General features: G+C 73.8%; 14 protein-coding genes. 10 read left to right on the top strand and 4 right to left on the bottom strand.

Annotated features, from left to right (window positions below):
• Positions 1–114 precede the first annotated feature (114 nt).
• Entirely contained in the window at positions 115–6,438 is a 6,324-nt protein-coding gene (locus tag ABD981_RS13990; protein ID WP_276205575.1) for a DNRLRE domain-containing protein, read from the top strand.
• Between the two features lie 167 nt (positions 6,439–6,605).
• Positions 6,606–6,845, top strand: a complete 240-nt coding sequence (locus tag ABD981_RS13985) for a hypothetical protein (RefSeq protein ID WP_046907356.1) — start codon at positions 6,606–6,608, stop codon at positions 6,843–6,845.
• Here the strand turns inward: ABD981_RS13985 and ABD981_RS13980 are convergent.
• From ABD981_RS13980 to ABD981_RS13965, 4 genes are all read right to left on the bottom strand, one after another.
• Positions 6,811–7,134: a DMT family transporter gene (locus tag ABD981_RS13980; protein ID WP_046907355.1), complete on the bottom strand. Its 324-nt coding sequence runs from the start codon at positions 7,132–7,134 to the stop codon at positions 6,811–6,813. The genes ABD981_RS13985 and ABD981_RS13980 overlap by 35 nt on opposite strands.
• A gap of 90 nt (positions 7,135–7,224) precedes the next feature.
• The gene (rsgA, locus tag ABD981_RS13975) at positions 7,225–8,235 is read right to left on the bottom strand and encodes a ribosome small subunit-dependent GTPase A (RefSeq protein WP_046907354.1); all 1,011 of its coding nucleotides are present in this window, start codon (positions 8,233–8,235) and stop codon (positions 7,225–7,227) included.
• A gap of 3 nt (positions 8,236–8,238) precedes the next feature.
• Positions 8,239–9,576, bottom strand: a complete 1,338-nt coding sequence (gene aroA, locus ABD981_RS13970; RefSeq protein ID WP_046907353.1) for a 3-phosphoshikimate 1-carboxyvinyltransferase — start codon at positions 9,574–9,576, stop codon at positions 8,239–8,241.
• Between the two features lie 20 nt (positions 9,577–9,596).
• Positions 9,597–10,292, bottom strand: coding sequence for a M50 family metallopeptidase (locus tag ABD981_RS13965; RefSeq protein WP_046907352.1), 696 nt, complete (start codon positions 10,290–10,292; stop codon positions 9,597–9,599).
• Positions 10,293–10,343: 51 nt separating this feature from the next.
• Here ABD981_RS13965 and ABD981_RS13960 point away from each other — a divergent pair, with 51 nt between their 5' ends.
• The 8 genes from ABD981_RS13960 to def all read left to right on the top strand — a co-directional run bounded on the left by ABD981_RS13960 (position 10,344) and on the right by def (position 17,673).
• Entirely contained in the window at positions 10,344–11,159 is an 816-nt protein-coding gene (locus ABD981_RS13960) for an SOS response-associated peptidase (RefSeq protein WP_046907351.1), read from the top strand.
• Between the two features lie 33 nt (positions 11,160–11,192).
• Complete coding sequence (locus ABD981_RS13955) at positions 11,193–11,825, top strand: alpha/beta hydrolase family protein (RefSeq protein WP_046907350.1); 633 nt, start codon at positions 11,193–11,195, stop codon at positions 11,823–11,825.
• Between the two features lie 254 nt (positions 11,826–12,079).
• Entirely contained in the window at positions 12,080–12,733 is a 654-nt protein-coding gene (locus ABD981_RS13950; protein ID WP_046907349.1) for a sigma-70 family RNA polymerase sigma factor, read from the top strand.
• Positions 12,730–13,059 carry a mycothiol system anti-sigma-R factor gene (gene rsrA, locus ABD981_RS13945; protein ID WP_046907348.1) on the top strand — a complete coding sequence of 110 codons (330 nt, stop codon included), beginning with the start codon at positions 12,730–12,732 and terminating at the stop codon, positions 13,057–13,059. The genes ABD981_RS13950 and rsrA overlap by 4 nt, the downstream gene beginning before the upstream one ends.
• Before the next feature lie 150 nt (positions 13,060–13,209).
• The gene (locus tag ABD981_RS13940; protein WP_046907396.1) at positions 13,210–14,616 is read left to right on the top strand and encodes an HD-GYP domain-containing protein; all 1,407 of its coding nucleotides are present in this window, start codon (positions 13,210–13,212) and stop codon (positions 14,614–14,616) included.
• Between the two features lie 80 nt (positions 14,617–14,696).
• Entirely contained in the window at positions 14,697–15,908 is a 1,212-nt protein-coding gene (locus ABD981_RS13935) for an HD domain-containing protein (RefSeq protein ID WP_240495183.1), read from the top strand.
• 79 nt (positions 15,909–15,987) lie between these two features.
• A complete protein-coding gene (locus ABD981_RS13930; RefSeq protein ID WP_046907347.1) occupies positions 15,988–16,968 on the top strand; it encodes a tetratricopeptide repeat protein in 981 nt (326 codons plus the stop codon).
• Between the two features lie 66 nt (positions 16,969–17,034).
• Positions 17,035–17,673: a peptide deformylase gene (gene def / locus ABD981_RS13925; RefSeq protein WP_046907346.1), complete on the top strand. Its 639-nt coding sequence runs from the start codon at positions 17,035–17,037 to the stop codon at positions 17,671–17,673.
• Positions 17,674–17,744 lie beyond the last annotated feature (71 nt).

Here is a 17,744-nt window from a genome sequence, read left to right as displayed (position 1 = left end):
ACGATCGCCGACGCATTCCTTTGATGGCACGTTCAGGCTACTGAGGGAGAACCGGTGCCGACCGACAAGTGGAACCGCCAGTCGATAGACGAAAGTCCCCCGGAGGAAGGCTCCTTGGGCCTCCGCCCCCTCCGTGGCAGAGCCAGAAGACTGACCGCCGTCGCCGCCGTCGTGGCGGCCACGCTGGTCGTCGAGACCGCCCTCGTGGTGGGGGCCGGCGGCGAGGCCTTCGCCGTGTCCCTGTCCACGACGGCCACCACCGAACCCGCCGCGCGGCAGCCCGCGCCGCGCGCCGCCACCGAGGCCGCCGACCTGAAGTCGGCGCAGGTCGCCGCCCGGCTCTCCGGCAAGCGCGTCGAGGCCCTGTCGGAGCGGACCGAGTCCACCACCACCTGGGCCAACCCGGACGGCACCGTCACCCTGGACGCCGCCTCCGGACCGCAGCGCTACAAGGACCCGCTGGGGAACTGGCGCACCATCGACGTGGACCTCGTCAAGCGCGGCGACGGCAGCGTGGCCGCGCACGACCACCCGCTCGGCCTCACCCTGGCCGGCCGGACCCCCGCCGCGACCGCCGCGAAGATCCAGCGGTCCGGCGGACGGGCCGGAGAGAAGCGGACCCCGTCGGTGCCGCTGGTCCGGCTCGACGACCGCCACGGCCGCCGGATATCCGTCAACTGGCGCGGCGCGCTGGCCGATCCGACGGTCCACGGCACCGAGGCCCGCTACGCCGAGGCCCTCCCGTACACCGACCTGATCGTCGAGTCGACCCGTACCGGCTACGAGCAGTTCCTGGAGCTCAAGGACCGGCGGGCGGTCGGCGCCAACGGCTCGGTCACGCTCACCCTGGAGGCCAAGGGCCTCACGGCGCGGCGGAACGGCGACGGTTCGATCACCTTCACCGACGCGAAGACCGGGCGCACCGCCGGTGTCGTCCCCGCCCCCGTCATGTGGGACGCCCAGGTCGACCCGCGCAGCGGCGAACGCACCCACACCGCCCCGGTGGGCCTCGCGCTCACCCAGAACGGCGACAGCGTCGACGTCACCCTGACCCCGGACGCGGCCTTCCTGGCCGACCCGAAGACCGTGTTCCCGGTCACCGTCGACCCGGCGGTCTCCCTCGGGACCAGCTTCGACACCTTCGTCCAGCAGGGCTACGGCACCGACCAGTCCACCGCCACCGAGCTCAAGCTGGGCAACAACGGCTCCGGCCAGATCGCCCGCTCGTTCCTCGCCTTCCCCATGGCCAAGATCACCGGCAAGGTGATCGAGTCGGCCAAGCTCAACCTGTGGAACCAGCACTCGTGGTCCTGCACGCCCAGGAGCTGGGAGGTCTGGGACACCGGCTCGGTCACCACCGCCACCCGCTGGACCGCACAGCCCAACTGGAACAACAAGTGGGCCACCTCCACGGCCACCAAGGGCTTCTCCTCCGCCTGTGCCGACGGCTGGGTCACCGCCGACGTCAAGACCCTCGCCCAGGCCTGGGCCGACAACGGCAAGGGCACCAACACCCTCGGCATCCGCGCGACCGACGAGTCCGACGCCTACGGCTGGAAGCGCTTCAACTCCGGCAACGCGGCCTCCAACACCCCGTACCTGTCGGTCACCTACAACACCAAGCCCGGCGCGGCCACCCCCGTGGCCCCGCTCAGCGGCTCGTCGACCAGCGACACCCTGCCGACGATCACCGGCAAGGCCACCGACTCCGACGGCAACACCGTCCAGCTCAGCTACGAGATCTGGGCGGCGAACGGCAGCGCCGCGCTCCAGACCGGCAAGTCCGCCTACGTCGCCTCCGGCACCGACGCCCCCTGGACCGCCACCACCGCGCTGGCCCCCGGCGCGTACAAGTGGCGCGCCGCCGTCTACGACGGCACCGCGTGGAACGGCACCTGGTCGGCCTGGCAGAACTTCACGGTCGACACCGCCGCGCCCGCCGCCTCCGCCATCGCCTCGGCCGACTTCCCCGCCGAGACCTGGGCCGGCACCCCGGACGCCGACGGCAACGTGACGGGCGCCTTCACCTTCACCCCGCCCGCCTCCGACGTCGCCGACGTGCAGTACGCCGTCGACGGCGGCGCGTGGACGGCGCTGCCCACCACCGGCGGCCAGGTCACCGCGACCGTCACCGTCCCCGCGGGCAAGCACACCCTGACCGCCCGCACCCGGGACGCCGCCGGCAACGCCTCGACCGTCACCTCGCACCTCTTCTACGCCGGTGCGGGCGCGGCCCTGACCGCCCCGGCGGAGGGCGACCGCCCGGCCCGGCGCACCGCGCTCACCGCGCAGGGCAAGGACACCTACACGGGGGTGACCTACCAGTACCGCCGCGGCGAGACCGACACCTGGAAGAACGTCCCGCTCGCCGACGTCAGCAAGGCCTCCGACGGCTCCGCCGTCGCCGCCTGGCCGCTGCCGGCCCCCGCCGGGAAGCCCGCCGCGCTGAACTGGAACATCACCACCACCCTCGCCGAGGACGGCCCGGTCGACGTCCGCGCCGTCTTCACCGACGGCACCACCTCCGCGGGTTCGCCCGTCGCCACCGCCACGGTCGACCGCACCGCGGGCACCGCGCCCTCCGAGGACATCGGGCCCGGCACCGTCAACCTGCTGACCGGTGACTACACCCTGTCGGAGACCGACGCCTCGCTCTTCGACCTCACCGTCACCCGTACCGCCTCCTCCCGGCGCCCCGCCACCGGCGGCTCCCAGGAGGGCCAGGCGGCGATCTTCGGCAAGGAGTGGACCGCGGGCACGGTCGCCGAGGAGAGCGAGTCCGACTACGCCTACCTGAAGCAGACCTCCGCCACCTCCGTCGCCGTCGTCGACGCGGACGGCGAGGAGACCGGCTTCACCGCCACCAGCGGCGGCGGCTGGGAGCCCGAGCCCGGCGCCGAGGACCTCACCCTCAGCGGCGCGCTCACCGGCTCGCTCACCCTCAAGGACACCGAGGGCGCCGTCACCGTCTTCAGCAAGCCGGAGGCCGGCGCCACCGCCTGGCAGGTCGCCACCACCGGCATGGACGGCCTCGCCGACTCCACCACCACCGTGGTCTCCGAGACCGTCACCGTCGACGGCAGGAAGCTCGCCCGGCCCCGCCTGGTCGTCGCGCCCACCTCCGCCGTCGCCGCCACGGCCTGCGCCGCCGCACCCGCCACCAAGGGCTGCCGCGCGCTGGAGTACGTCTACGCCACGGCCACCACCGCCACCGGCTACAGCACCGGCGCCGACTTCGGCGACTTCGCCGGACAGGTCAAGGAGATCCGCGCCTGGTCCACCGAGCCCGGGGCCGCCGGCGCCACCTCCAAGGCCGTCGCCGCCTACCGCTACGACGCCGCCGGCCGGCTGCGCCAGCAGTGGAACCCGGCCACCGGACAGGCCGGGCAGACCCAGTACTCGTACGACACCGCCGGCCGGGTCTTCTGGATCCAGGCCCGCGGCGAACTGCCCTGGAACCTCGACTACGGCAAGGCCGGCAACAGCCCCACCGCCGGCGACGGCATGCTCCTGAAGGTGCGCCGCCCCGCCCTGGTCCAGGGCTCCGCCGACCAGACCAGCGGCGACGCCGCCACCAGCATCGTCTACGACGTGCCGCTGACCGGCGCCTCGGCGCCCTACCAGATGGGCGTCCAGGACGTCGCCGCCTGGGGCCAGACCGACGCCCCGACGGACGCCAGCGCCGTCTTCCCGGCCGACTCCGTGCCCGGCTCCCACGCCGGATCCGGGCTCACCGCCGCCGACTACCGGCGCGCCACCCTCACGTACACCGACGTCTCCGGACGCGAGGTGAACACGGCGGCGCCCGGCGGCCGGATCAGCACCACCGAGTTCGACGCGCACGGCAACACCGTCCGCGAGCTCTCCCCGGGCAACCGCTCGGTCGCCCTCGGCCTCACCCCCGCCGACCGCGCCGTCCAGGCCGAACTCGGCCTCGACCGGCTCACCGTGCCCGAGCGGGCCGAGCTGCTCGCCGTCCGCTCGGTCTACAACGACACCGGCACCCGTGAGCTGGAGGAGCTCGGCCCGCTGCACCGCGCCACCCTCACCGAGGACGTCGTCTCCGGCGGGCAGACCGTGCTCAAGGCCGGCGCCTCGGCACCCCTCCGCTCCTGGACGGTCAACGCCTACGACGAGGGACGCCCGACCGACGGCTCCGCCAAGGTCGAGGACAAGGTCACCCGGACCACCACCGGCGGCCAGCTCCCCGCCCACCCGGACGTCCAGACCGGCGCCCAGGTGACCCAGACCCAGTACGACTGGGCCAAGGGCCTGCCGGTCAAGGTGATCCGCGACCCGGGCGGCCTCGCGATCACCACCGCCATCGAGTACGACGCCCAGGGCCGCACCGTCAAGGAACTGCTGCCCGGCGCCACCGGCACCGACGCCGGCACCCGGGTCACCACCTACTGGTCCGGCACCGGCACCGGCGCCTGCCAGGGCCGTCCGGAGTGGGCCGACAAGGTCTGCTCCACCGGACCGGCCGGCGCGATCACCGGCGGCGGCGCCAACCCGGCCCAGCTGCCCACCGTCACCACCGAGTACAACTGGTGGGGCTCCGAGGCCAAGGTGACCACCACCGCCAACGGGGTCACCCGCACCGTGACCACCACCCCCGACGCGGCCGGACGCCCCGTCAGGACCGTGACGAGCGGCGGCGTCGGCGACGCGGTCCCCGAGGCCACCGTCGAGTACAACGGCGAGACCGGCCGCGAGGTCAAGACCTCCTCGCCGACCGGCGGCACGATCTACAAGGCGTACGACAAGCTCGGCCGCCTGATCTCCTACACCGACGCCGACGGCGGCGAGACGAAGACCGAGTACGACCTGCTCGACCGGCCGGTCAAGGTCACCGACTCCGTCCCGTCCACCGTCACCTACACCTACGACCACGCCGTCGAGCCGCGCGGCCTGGTCACCCGGACCACCGACTCCGTGGCCGGCGCCTTCGAGGCCCGGTACGACGCCGACGGCAGCGTCACCAGCGAGAAGCTGCCCGGCGGCTACACCCTGACGGTCACCGAGGACACCACCGGCGCCCCCGTCTCCCGGGTCTACACCCGGGACTCCGACGGCGTCACCGTGGCCTCCGACACCGTCGCCGAATCCGTGCAGGGCCAGGTCGTCAGCCACTCCGGCTGGTCCACCCAGAGCCTCGGGTACGACCGGGCCGGCCGGCTCACCACCGTCCTCGACACCGTCGGCGACACCTGCGTCCGGCGCGCCTACGGCTTCGACAAGCGCACCAACCGCACCTCGCTGACCACCGCGGAGGCCGCCGCGGGCGCGGCCTGCCCGGCCTCCGGCGGCACCGTCGTGAACCACGCCTACGACAGCGCCGACCGGCTCGTCGACAGCGGCTACGTCTACGACGCCTTCGGCCGCACCACGGCCCTGCCCGGCACCGGCCTGGAGTACTACGCCAACGACCTGGTGCGCCGGCAGACCGCGGGCGCCCTGCGCCAGACCTGGAGCCTCGACGCCGACCACCGCTTCCGCGGCTGGACGGTCGAGTCCCAGACCGACGGCGTCTGGTCGCAGACCGCCGCCAAGGTGAACCACTACGACGGCGAGGGCGACAGCCCCCGCTGGATCACCGAGGACACCACGAGCGGCGAGGTCTCCCGCAACGTGGACTCGGCCTCCGGCGACCTGGCGGCGACCACCGCCGCCACCGGGAACGTCGTCCTCCAGCTCACCGACATCCACGGCGACGTCGCCCTCCAGCTCCCGCTGGACCCGGCCGACGCCCCGCAGGTGCTGGACAACGACGAGTACGGCAACCCCCGTTCGGGACAGCCCGGCACCCGCTACGGCTGGCTCGGCGGCAAGCAGCGCAGCAGCGAGACCCTCACCGGCCTCACCCTGATGGGCGTCCGCCTCTACAACCCGGCCACCGGCCGCTTCCTCTCCCTCGACCCCGTCTACGGCGGCAGCGCCAACGCCTACGACTACGTCAACGCCGACCCGGTCAACGCCTACGACCTGGACGGCAAGTGGGGCTGCGGCTGGTGCAAGAAGAAGTGGAAGCAGTTCAAGAAGAGCCGGATCGGCAAGCACATCCGCCGCCACCGGAAGATCTACGGCTGGGCCGCGGGCATCGGCATCGGCGTCGTCGGCGCGGCCTGCGTCGCCGCCACGGCCGGCATCTGCGCCGGGGCCGGCGGCCTCATCATCGGCTCCGCCCTCGGCGCGGCCGGCGGTGCCGCCCGCTACCGGATCAGCAACGCGCGGCGCAGCCGCTCCGGCTACTACAAGCAGATGGCGTACGGCGCGGCCGGCGTCTTCGGACCCGGCGTGTGGAGCCGCTACCGGCTCCGCGGCGCCCCGCAGAGCCCCAAGCGCTGGATCGACGCCTTCCGGCGCGAGAAGAGCTGGGGCAAGCACCGCCGCAAGGTCAACGTCCACTGGGGATTCGGAACCCGCTGGATCCGGTGACCCGTTGGAACGGACGACCGTCGGATCGGATCATCCGTCCGACCGGACGGCCCGTCGGATCCGATGACCCGTCGGACCCGATGAGTCCCGCTCGCTAGTGTCACGACCAGGGGCCGGCCGGCCCGCACGCGGCCCGGCCGGCCCCCTCGACCACCGGAGGTACCACCATGACGGACACCCGAGAGCCCTCGGGCGCCCTGCGCCTCGCCCTGCGCGTGGACGCGTTCACCTCGACGTCCCGGGGGATCGTCCTCGTGACCGCGGTGCTGCTCGCCCTGGTCTTCACCGGCACCACCGCGGGGATCGCCGCCGCCGTCGTGCTCTTCCTGGCCTGGTGCGCCGTCGGCTACCTCGGCCGCAGGCACCAGAAGCTCAGTGGGCGGACCCCGACAGCTGGAGACCGATGACGCCGATGATCACCAGCGAGATCGAGACGATCTTGAGCGTGGAGACCAGGTCGCCGAGGAAGACCATCCCGTAGATCGCCGTCCCGGCCGCCCCGATCCCGGTCCACACCGCGTACGCCGGACCCACGTCCAGCTTGCGCAGCGCCAGCGTCAGCAGACCGAAGCTGCCCAGCGCGAAGGCCGCGAAGGCGACCGTCGGCCACAGCCGGGTGAAACCGTGCGAGAGCTTGAGGCAGACCGCGAACCCCGTCTCCAGAATCCCCGCGACCACCACCAGCAGCCACGCCATCGTCAGTGCCTCCCACGCCGTCGGTGACTGCTTCGTCTCGCTTGGTGCGATTATGCATTTACCAGACACGGGGGACCGCAAACGCGCGGATCAGTCGCCTTCGCGTCGCTCACGGGTCGCGAGCAGCCGCCGCAGCGAGTACAGCCGGGCCGGATCGGCGTGGCCCTCCGCCACCCAGGCGTCCAGCGCGCAGTCCGGCTCGTCGTGGCTGCAGGCCCGCGGGCAGTTCTCCGTCCCCGGCTCCAGGTCCGGGAAGGCGAGGATGACCCGCGACGGGTCGACGTGGTGCAGCCCGAAGGAGCGCACGCCGGGCGTGTCGATGACCCAGCCGTCGGCCTTGTCCAGCGGCAGCGCGAGCGCCGAGGTGGTGGTGTGCCGGCCGCGCCCGGTCACCGCGTTCACGTGGCCCGTGACCCGCCGCCGCTCCTCCGGCACCAGCGCGTTCACCAGCGTCGTCTTGCCCACGCCCGAGTGCCCCACGAAGGCCGTCACCCGGTCGCCCAGGTGCTCGCGCACCCGGTCCGCCGCCCCGCCGTCGTACAGCTCCTCGCGGTTGACCACCACGTACGGGATGTCCAGGTCGCCGTAGAGCTCCAGCAGGGCCGACGGCGGTGCCAGGTCCGACTTCGTGAGGACCAGGAAGGGGGAGAGCCCGCCGTCGTAGGCCGCGACCAGACAGCGGTCGATCAGCCGGGGGCGCGGCTCGGGGTCGGCGAGCGCGGTGACGATCGCCAGCTGGTCGGCGTTGGCCACGACCACCCGCTCGTACGGGTCGTCGTCGTCGGCCGTGCGGCGCAGCACCGAGCTGCGCTCGCCGATCCGCACGATCCGCGCCAGGGTGTCCTTCTCGCCCGACAGGTCGCCCACCAGGGAGACCCGGTCGCCCACGACGGCGGCCTTGCGGCCCAGCTCGCGGGCCTTCATCGCCATCACGACCCGGTCCTCGACCAGACAGGTCAGCCGGCCCCGGTCGACGGTGAGGACCATGCCCTCGACGGCGTCCTCGTGCTTGGGGCGGATGGTGGTGCGGGGACGGTTGCCCTTGCGGTTGGGCCGCTGGCGGATGTCGTCCTCGTCGGTGTGCTTCCCGTAACGCCGCATGGCTCAGACCCCGAGCATTTCGGTCCACATCCTCGGGAAGTCGGGCAAGGTCTTCTCCGTCGTCGCCACGTTCTCGATCTCCACGCCCTCGACGGCCAGGCCGATGATCGCGCCCGCGGTCGCCATCCGGTGGTCGTGGTACGTGTGGAAGACCCCGCCGCGCAGCGGGCGCGGGCGGATGTGCAGCCCGTCCTCGGTCTCGGTGACGTCACCGCCCAGCCCGTTGATCTCCTTGGTCAGGGCGGCCAGCCGGTCCGTCTCGTGCAGCCGCAGGTGGGCGACGCCGCGCAGGGTCGAGGGGGAGTCGGCGAGGGCGGCGACCGCCGCGATGCCGGGGGTCAGCTCGCCGACCTCGCCCAGGTCCACGTCGATGCCGTGGATCCGGCCGGTGCCGGTGAAGGTCAGGCCCCGTTCGGTCAGCTCGCAGGAGCCACCCATCTCGGTGAAGATCTCCCGCAGCGCGTCACCGGGCTGGGTGGTGCGCGCCGGCCAGTCCGGCACCGTCACCCGGCCGCCGGTGACCAGCGCGGCGGCCAGGAACGGCTGCGCGTTGGACAGGTCGGGCTCGACCACCAGGTCCCGCCCGAGCAGCGCGGACGGCGCCACCCGCCACACGTCGGGCCGCCCGCCGTGCTCCGGCTCGTCGACCTGCGCGCCGACCGCCCGCAGCATGTCGACGGTCATCCGGATGTGCGGCAGCGAGGGCAGCCGCCCGCCGACGTGCCGCACCTCCACGCCCTGGTTGAAGCGCGCGCCGGACAGCAGGAGGGCGCTGACGAACTGGGAGGACGAGGAGGCGTCGATCTCCACGACACCGCCCTCCAGGGAGCCGCCGCCGTGCACGGTCATCGGCAGCGCGCCGCGCCCGTCGTCGTCGATCCGGGCGCCGAGCGCGCGCAGCGCGTCGATGACCCCGTGCAGCGGGCGCTCGTGGGAGCGCGGGTCGCCGTCGAAGCGGACCGGCCCCTCGGCGAGGGCCGCGACCGGCGGCAGGAAGCGCATGACGGTGCCGGCGTTGCCGACGTCCACGGCCGCGGGGCCGCGGAGCCCGGCCGGGATGACCCGCCAGGCCTCGCCGGTGCCGTCGGGGCCGACGCCCTCCTCGATCTTCACGCCGAGGGTGCGCAGCGCCTCCGCCATCAGCAGGGTGTCGCGCGAGCGCAGCGGCCGGCGGACCCAGCCCGGCTCGGCGGCCAGCGCGGCGAGCACGAGGGCGCGGTTGGTGACCGACTTCGATCCGGGCACGGTGACGGTGGCGTCAACGGCACCGCCGGCACCCCCGGCGTAGGGGGCGGGCCAGAGGCCGGTCAGCGGATCGGTGGGCGCGGAGCTTTCGGTCATGCCCTCACTTTACGGGGGTGCTACACGCCCAGGAGCCAGCGTCCTCCGCCGATCAGGGAGCAGATCGAGACGGCGTGGAAGAAGAGGAGCCACAGCGCGGGCGGCACGTGGGTGAGCCGGCCGAGCTGGTCGGCGTCGGAGTCGGGCGCCCCGCCGTGACGCCGCTTCGCCTGCAGTTCGAAGGCCGGCCGGACCCCGCCGAGCAGCAGGAACCACACCACCGCGTACGCGAAGACCGACTGGACGTCCGGGCCGGTCAGCCAGGACACCAGCAGGAAGACGCCGCCGGTGAGCAGCACGGTGAAGACGCCGTACGCGTTGCGGACCATCACCAGCATCGCCACCAGGAGCGCGGTGGCCAGCCACAGCAGCAGGGTGACCCGGCCGCTGCCGAGGAGCGCGGCCCCGCCGAGGCCGAGCAGCGGAGCGGCGGTGTAGCCGGCGGCGGCCGTGAGGATCATGCCGAGCCCGGTGGGCCGTCCGCGCGAGACGGTCAGCCCGCTGGTGTCCGAGTGCAGCCGGATCGACTGCAGCCGCCGTCCGGTGACGAGCGCGGCCAGGCCGTGGCCGCCCTCGTGGGCGATGGTGATCGCGTTGCGGGACAGCCGCCATATCGGGCGGGGCAGGACCGCGGCCAGCGCGGCGACCGCCGTGGCGATCACGATCCACTGCGCGGGCGCGGTCTGTGCGTCGAGTACGCCCTGGGTGAGGCTCATGATGCGAAGAGGCTCCTCGTTCGGGGGCGGGGTCGTGGCAGTGTGGCACTCATGTGCGGACGGTATGCGGCGAGCAGGCGCCCCGAGGACCTGGTGGACGTCTTCGAGGTCGAGAAGTGGGAGCCGGAGGAGACCCTGGCCCCCGACTGGAACGTGGCCCCGACCAAGGAGGTCTACGCGATCCTGGAGCGTCCTCTGAAAGACGCGGAATCACGCCGCCCGGTTCGCCAGATGCGCGCCCTGAAGTGGGGGCTCGTGCCGTCCTGGGCGAAGAGCCCGGAGGGCGCCGCCCGGATGATCAACGCCCGCGCGGAGACCCTGCACGAGAAGCCCTCCTTCAAGAAGGCCTTCGCGGCCCGCCGCTGCATCCTGCCCGCCGACGGCTATTACGAGTGGGTGACCGCCGCGGCCGAGCGGGAGCTGGAGGTCGAGGGGAAGAAGAAGCGGCCCCGCAAGCAGCCGTACTTCGTGACCCCCGCCGACGGCTCGGTCTTCGCGATGGCCGGGCTCTACGAGTTCTGGCGCGACCGCACCCTGCCCGACGACCACCCCTCGGCCTGGTGGGTCACCTGCTCCGTCGTGACCACCGAGGCCGAGACGGGACCGCTGGGCGTCGCCCCGGCCGAGGGGCCCCGCTCGCTCGCCGACATCCACCCCCGGATGCCGCTGATGCTCACCCCCGACCGCTGGGACGCCTGGCTCGACCCGCACCGCACCGGCCTCGACGAGCTGCGCTCGCTGCTCGCCCCGCCGCCCGAGGGCCTGATGCGGGCCTACCCGGTGCCGACGGCGGTCAGCAACGTGCGCAACAACGGGCCCGAGCTGCTGACCGAGCTGGAGGGCCCGGAGGAGGGCACCCTCTTCTGAGCTTCCGGGCCCTCGGGACGGCAGGATGGGGCCGTGACCGAGACCGAGATCGTTCCGACCGAGGCCGGGGACGCCCGGATCACCTGGGCCGCCGCGAAGAAGCCGTGGACCGTCCTCGCCGTGAGCCACGGCGCGGGCGGCGGCATCGAGGCCCGCGACCTGGTGGCCCTGGCCGCCGCGCTGCCCGCGCAGGGCGTGACCGTGGCGCTGGTCGAGCAGCCCTGGCGGGTGGCCGGCAAGAAGCTGGCCCCCGCGCCGAAGACCCTCGACACCGGCTGGCGCGGCCTGTGGCCCGCCCTCGCCGCCCCCGGCCTGCCGGTGATCGCCGGCGGGCGCAGCGCCGGCGCCCGGGTGGCCTGCCGCACCGCCGCCGAGCTGGGCGCCTCGGCGGTGCTCGCGCTCAGCTTCCCGCTGCACCCGCCGGGCCGGCCCGAGAGCTCCCGAGCTGACGAACTCCTCGGCTCCGGCGTCCCCACGCTCGTCGTCCAGGGCGGCAACGACCCCTTCGGCAGGCCGGAGGAGTTCCCGGACGGCCCGTACACGCTCGCGGAGGTGCCCTACGGCGACCACGGCTTCGCCGTCGCCAAGCGCGCCCCGCTCTCGCAGGAGGAGGCCGTCGAGGTGATCGTGCGTGAAGTGTCCGCGTGGATCACGTCACTTCGGTGACCGGGCGGCCCTCCCGGGAATGTGGAGCGCGGGACCACTGTTGTCAGGGACATCGGTGCTCACGAGCAAAGGAAGAGGGAGTCCGTCGCATGGGTTCGACCATCTGCCCCGAGCGTGCGCAGGCCGCTGACCTGGATTGGACGGTGCTGCCGGCGCCCAAGGTCGCGCCTGTTCGGGCGGCGGGCGGGGCGGTTCCTCGTCTATCCTCCGAAGCGAGCGGGTCCGCGTTCGGGTTCGCCGCAGCGCTGGAGGAGGTGGGTCCGGTCACTGGGACCGACACAGGGACCGACGACGGCCCCGAGGAGACGACCGAGGAGCGCAACGCGCGCTTCGAGCGGGACGCCCTCGGCTACCTCGACCAGATGTACTCCGCCGCGCTGCGCATGACGCGCAACCCCGCGGACGCGGAGGACCTGGTGCAGGAGACCTACGCCAAGGCGTACGGATCCTTCCACCAGTTCCGCGAGGGCACCAACCTCAAGGCGTGGCTGTACCGGATCCTCACGAACACGTTCATCAACTCGTACCGCAAGAAGCAGCGCGAGCCCCAGCGCTCCGCCGCCGAGGAGATCGAGGACTGGCAGCTCGCCCGCGCCGAGTCGCACATGTCGACGGGTCTGCGCTCCGCCGAGTCGCAGGCGCTCGACCACCTGCCGGACTCGGACGTGAAGGAAGCGCTCCAGGCGATCCCCGAGGAGTTCCGCATCGCCGTCTACTTGGCCGACGTAGAGGGCTTTGCGTACAAGGAGATCGCGGACATCATGGGTACACCCATCGGTACGGTGATGTCCCGGCTGCACCGGGGCCGCCGCCAGCTGCGCGGCATGCTCGAGGACTACGCTCGCGACCGCGGGCTGGTTCCCGCGGGCGCCGGAGAGTCGCACGATCTGAAAGGCTCGGGCTCATGAGCTGCGGAGATCCGCACGAGACGGACTGCTCAGAGGTCCTGGACCATCTCTACGAGTTCCTCGACAGAGAGATGCCCGACACCGACTGCACCAAGTTCGAGGTGCACTTCGAGGAGTGCTCCCCGTGCCTGGAGAAGTACGGCCTCGAACAGGCGGTGAAGAAGCTCGTCAAGCGCTGCTGCGGCAGCGATGACGTTCCGGTCGACCTGCGCGCCAAGGTGATGGGCCGCATCGACCTCATCCGTTCGGGCCACACGGTGCCCGAGCAGGACGTCGCCGAAGTCGCCGACGCCGCCGACGTCACCGCCGCGCCCCGGGAGCAGTAGCTCCGGAGCGGCCGCACCGCACACACCACGAAGGCCGGGCGAGCGTCTCGCCCGGCCTTCGGTGTGTCCATCGGCTTGTATCACCCGATGGTGCGAATCGCCCGCGGCCGCCCGTCGGCGGCGCCCCGAATCGCTAGCGTGACGGGCGTGATGGGCGTCCAGGTCATTCCGCGAACGGCACGCGCGTACATCGGCTGCGCCCTGCTCGCCGCCGCCGCGGCCGTCCTGCCCGCGCTCCGGCCCGGCGCCGCCACGCCCTGGCGCGCCGTGCTGCTGCTCGCCGCCCTCTACGCGGTGTGCGAGCTGCCCGCCCGCTGCGCGCTCGTCGCCCGCGCGCTGGGGCCCGCCCGGCCCTTCCCGGTCACCGCGGGCTCCTTCTTCCCCGTCCTGATCGCCACCGCGCTGCTCCTGCCGCCCGCCGCCGCCGCGCTCACCGCCCTGCCCGGCGCCGTCCTCGCCCGGGTGGAGCAGCCGCCCGCCGGGGCGCGCCGCGTCTGGCGTGCCGCCCGGCTCGCCCTCGCCGTCTGGGCCGCCTCGCACGCCGCCCGGCTCTTCCACTGCCACGCCGCTCTCGGACTCGGGCCCGACACCCCCGACTTCCCGTACGCGCTGCTCCCCGCCGGCGCCGCCGCGCTCGCCCTCTGCCTCACCCTCACCGCCCTCGACGGCGGCATCCGCGCCACCGTCGAACAGCTCCCGCCCCGGGCCGCCTGGCGCGGACTGCTCGGCCGCTCCCTCGCCCCGCACGCCGTGCACGGACTCGCCGGGCTGATGATGGCCGTGCTCTGGCGCAGCCCGTACGGGCCTGTCGCCGCGCTCTTCGTCCTGCTGCCCGTGTACATCTCCTGCTGGGTCTTCGCCCAGTACCACCGCGAGCGGGCCGCCCACCAGGCCACCATCCGGGCCCTCGTCCAGGCCGTCGACATCAAGGACCGCTACACCCGCGGCCACAGCGAACGGGTCGGCCGCGCCTCCGTCCTGATCGCCCGTGAGCTCGGCATGGCCGAGGACCGCCTGGAGGTCGTGCGCTTCGCCGGCATCCTCCACGACGTCGGCAAACTGGGCGTCCCCACCCGGGTGCTGCGCAAGGACGGGCCGCTCACCCCGGAGGAGCGACGGATCATCGAGCTCCACCCCGAGTACGGGCACGAGATGGTCCGCGGCATCGGCTTCCTGGGCGAGGCCCGCACCGCGATCCTCCACCACCACGAGCGCATGGACGGCAGCGGCTACCCGTACGGGCTCAAGGGCCGCCGGATCCCCGAGTACGCCCGGGTGGTCGCCGTCGCCGACGCCTTCGACGCCATGACCTCCACCCGCTCCTACAGCCGGGCCCGCCCCGTCGCCACCGCCCTGGCCGAGCTGGAGCGCTGCGCGGGCACCCAGTTCGACCCGCGCATGGTCGAGGCGCTGACCCGGGCCCTCGCCCGGGAGGGCTGGCAGACCGAGGTCACGGCCGACGAGGCCACCGCCCCGCTGCCCGTGCCCCGCACCCCGCCGCCCGCCGGGACCCCCGCGGCGGCGCGGGCGGCCCGGACCGCCCAGGAGCACGCGTGAGCACCGGCCGCGCCACCGCCGGGCCCGCCGGGGCCGTCGCGGTCGGGGGAGTCGTCGGGGCCGTCCGCGCGCTCGCCCTGCTGCTGACCCTCGCCGCCCTCGCCGCCACCCTCTGGCGGGGCGTCGACGACCCCCGTGCCGCGCTCGCCTTCGGCGCCCTCATCGCCGTCGGCGAGCTGTCCCGCTGGGGCGCACGGCCGGGGGAGCGGGAACCCGCCCCGCTCGCCGCCGCCGGAGCCCTCGCCTACGCCCTCCTCGGCGAGAACGCCGGCCACACCACCACCCACGGCGTCCTGCAGACCGTCGCCGTCTCCGTCGCGGGCGGCCTCGCCGGGATCGTCCCGCACGTGGCCCGCGGCCGCGGCCCCGACCCCGACCACCTGGCCCGGCGGGTCCTCACCGTCGGCTTCGCCGCCCTCTGCTTCCAGCCGCTCTACAACGCGGGCACCGTCGCCGCCCGCCTCGGCCACGGCCCCTCGTACGCCCTCTTCCTGCTCCTGCTGCTGCTCCTCACCGCCCTCTGCGACGCCGTCCTCGCCGCCCTGCTGCACCGCGCCCGCACCGGCCACCCCTACGGCCCGCTGCTCCGGGAGCAGCTGCGCGCCCTGCCCGGCATCGGCTCCGCCGTCTGCGCCACCGGCACCGTGATGGCCCTCGGCGTGGCCGTGGCGGGCCTCTGGGCGCTGCCGGTCTTCGCCGTGCCGCTGCTGCTCACCCAGGTCTCCTACCGGCGGTACGCGGCCGTGCGTACCACCAACCGGCAGACCATCGCCTCGCTGGCCCGCGCCACCGAGATCGCCGGCTGCACCCCGCCGGGCCACGCCCGCCGGGTCGCCGAGCTCAGCCGGGCCGTCGGCCGTGAGCTGGGCCTCTCCGGCTCCGCGCTGACCGTCCTCGAACACGCGGCGCTCATGCACGACATCGGACAGCTCTCCCTGGTCGACCCCGTCGAGGGCGGCGCCACCGCCCTGCTGCCCGCCGAGGAACAGCGCCGGATCGCCCTGCTGGGCGGGGCCGTGGTCCGCCAGACCGGGGTCCCCGCGGCCGTCGCCGTGGTCGTGGAGCGGCAGGCCGACCCCTACCGGGACCAGCCGCTGCCCGCCCGGATCGTCCGGACCGTCAACGCCTACGACGACCTCGCCGCCACCACCGAGGGCGGCGGCCTCGGAGCCCTGGAGCGGCTCCGGCTCGGCACCGCCCGCGACTACCACCCCGACGTCGTCGAATCCCTCGCCAGGGTGCTCGCCCGCGGCGGTGCCACCAGGGGCATCGCCCCAGTCCCACCGGGGTAACCCATGGGTAATGAGCGCGCGTCCGACCGGGCATGGTTGGATGCGAACAAGAGGGTGAAGCGACCGGCAGGCGGGAATCGTGAGGATCTTCGGGAAGGTACGGCATCGGCCCTCCGCCTCGTGGCGGCAGGCCACCGACCGCGCGTTCACGCTGATCGGCGACGGCCGGTACGAGGACGCGGGCGCGCTGCTGACGCGTGCGGCGGACCTGGAGCCCTGGCTCTCCGAGTCCTGGTTCAACCTGGCCCTGCTGCACAAGTTCCGGCACGACTGGGAACAGGCCCGGGCCGCCGGGCTGCGCGCGGTCGCCCTGCTCGACAAGGAGACCGGCGCCCCCGACTGGTGGAACGTCGGCATCGCCGCCACCGCGCTCCAGGACTGGCCGCTGGCCCGCCGCGCCTGGCAGGCCTACGGGCTGAAGGTCCCCGGCGCCGCAGCCGGCACCGGGGAGCCGGCCGGCATGGAGCTGGGCAGCGCGGCCGTGCGGCTCTCCCCGGAGGGCGAGGCCGAGGTCGTGTGGGGCCGCCGGCTGGACCCGGCCCGGATCGAGGTCCTCTCCATCCCGCTGCCCTCCTCGGGCCGCCGCTGGGGCGAGGTCGTCCTGCACGACGGCGTCCCGAACGGCGAGCGGACCACCAGCGCGGGACCCTCGTACCCGGTCTTCGACGAGATCGAGCTGTGGGCGCCCTCACCGGTGCCGACCTGGGTGGTCCTCCTGGAAGCCGCCACCGAGGCCGACCGGGACGCCCTGGAGCAGCTGGCCGCCGACGCGGGCTTCGCCGCCGAGGACTGGTCCTCCTCCGTACGGCTGCTCTGCCGGGCCTGCTCGGAGTCGACCATGCCCAGCGCCGAGGGCGAGGGCGAGCACCTGGACCCGCACGACCACAGCGAACCCGGGCACCCGGGACCGCTCGGCCACCGCTCGCCCGGCGAGCTGTGGGTGCCGGAGCGCGAGTGCGGCATCGCCGCCCCCGCGGGGCTGGTCCGCGGGCTGCTCGACGGCTGGGTCGCCGACAGTCCGGACAGCCGTGAGTGGCGGGATCTCGAAGAGGTCTGCTGAGACGGCCGTCCCGGGCCCGTAGGCTGTCCCTGACGGAATCGGGTTTTCAGAAGGGCGCGGCCGGACATGGCGCAGCAGGAGACGGACGAGCAGATCGGCGAGCTGAACGACGGCTTCGTCGTGGACACGGAGGACTGCGAGGAGCGCGAGCTCGCGCACCGTGAGCGGGGCACCTCGCGGCCGATCACGGTCGTCGGCAACCCCGTGCTCCACCGGGAGTGCAAGGACGTCACCGAGTTCGGCGACGAGCTGGCGCAGCTGATCGACGACATGTTCGCCAGCCAGAAGACCGCCGAGGGCGTCGGCCTGGCCGCCAACCAGATCGGTGTGGACCAGAAGGTCTTCGTCTACGACTGCATGGACGACGAGGGCGTCCGGCACGTCGGCCACGTGATCAACCCGGTCCTCCAGGAGCTGCCGGCCGACCGCCGCGTCCTCGACGAGTCCAACGAGGGCTGCCTCTCGGTGCCGACCGCCTACGCCGAGCTGGCCCGCCCGGACTACGCCGAGGTGCACGGCCAGGACTCCCAGGGCAACCCGATCAAGGTGCGGGGCACCGGCTACTTCGCCCGTTGCCTGCAGCACGAGACGGACCACCTGTACGGCTTCCTGTACATCGACAAGCTCTCCAAGCGGGACCGCAAGGACGCCCTGCGCCAGATGGCAGAGGGCACCCCGCGCTACCCGGTCGTCGCGAACGACTGACCCGGGCCGCCCCGGACACGCCGAAGGGCCCCGCTCCCCCCGTGGAGCGGGGCCCTTCGGCGTACCGGACG

It is taken from the genome of Streptomyces showdoensis (genome assembly GCF_039535475.1).
In the GTDB taxonomy this organism is placed as follows: Bacteria; Actinomycetota; Actinomycetes; order Streptomycetales; family Streptomycetaceae; genus Streptomyces; species Streptomyces showdoensis.
Note: the sequence above shows the minus strand (reverse complement) of the source record. Positions and strands in the feature narration are given on the sequence as shown.

What these genes read in the sequence shown, in the direction of transcription:
- ABD981_RS13985 (WP_046907356.1), top strand. Translation starts at nt 6,606, where the DNA reads ATGACGGACACCCGAGAGCCCTCGGGCGCCCTGCGCCTCGCCCTGCGC.
- ABD981_RS13980 (WP_046907355.1), bottom strand. Translation starts at nt 7,134, where the DNA reads ATGGCGTGGCTGCTGGTGGTGGTCGCGGGGATTCTGGAGACGGGGTTC.
- rsgA (WP_046907354.1), bottom strand. Translation starts at nt 8,235, where the DNA reads ATGCGGCGTTACGGGAAGCACACCGACGAGGACGACATCCGCCAGCGG.
- aroA (WP_046907353.1), bottom strand. Translation starts at nt 9,576, where the DNA reads ATGACCGAAAGCTCCGCGCCCACCGATCCGCTGACCGGCCTCTGGCCC.
- ABD981_RS13965 (WP_046907352.1), bottom strand. Translation starts at nt 10,292, where the DNA reads ATGAGCCTCACCCAGGGCGTACTCGACGCACAGACCGCGCCCGCGCAG.
- ABD981_RS13960 (WP_046907351.1), top strand. Translation starts at nt 10,344, where the DNA reads ATGTGCGGACGGTATGCGGCGAGCAGGCGCCCCGAGGACCTGGTGGAC.
- rsrA (WP_046907348.1), top strand. Translation starts at nt 12,730, where the DNA reads ATGAGCTGCGGAGATCCGCACGAGACGGACTGCTCAGAGGTCCTGGAC.
- ABD981_RS13940 (WP_046907396.1), top strand. Translation starts at nt 13,210, where the DNA reads ATGGGCGTCCAGGTCATTCCGCGAACGGCACGCGCGTACATCGGCTGC.
- def (WP_046907346.1), top strand. Translation starts at nt 17,035, where the DNA reads ATGGCGCAGCAGGAGACGGACGAGCAGATCGGCGAGCTGAACGACGGC.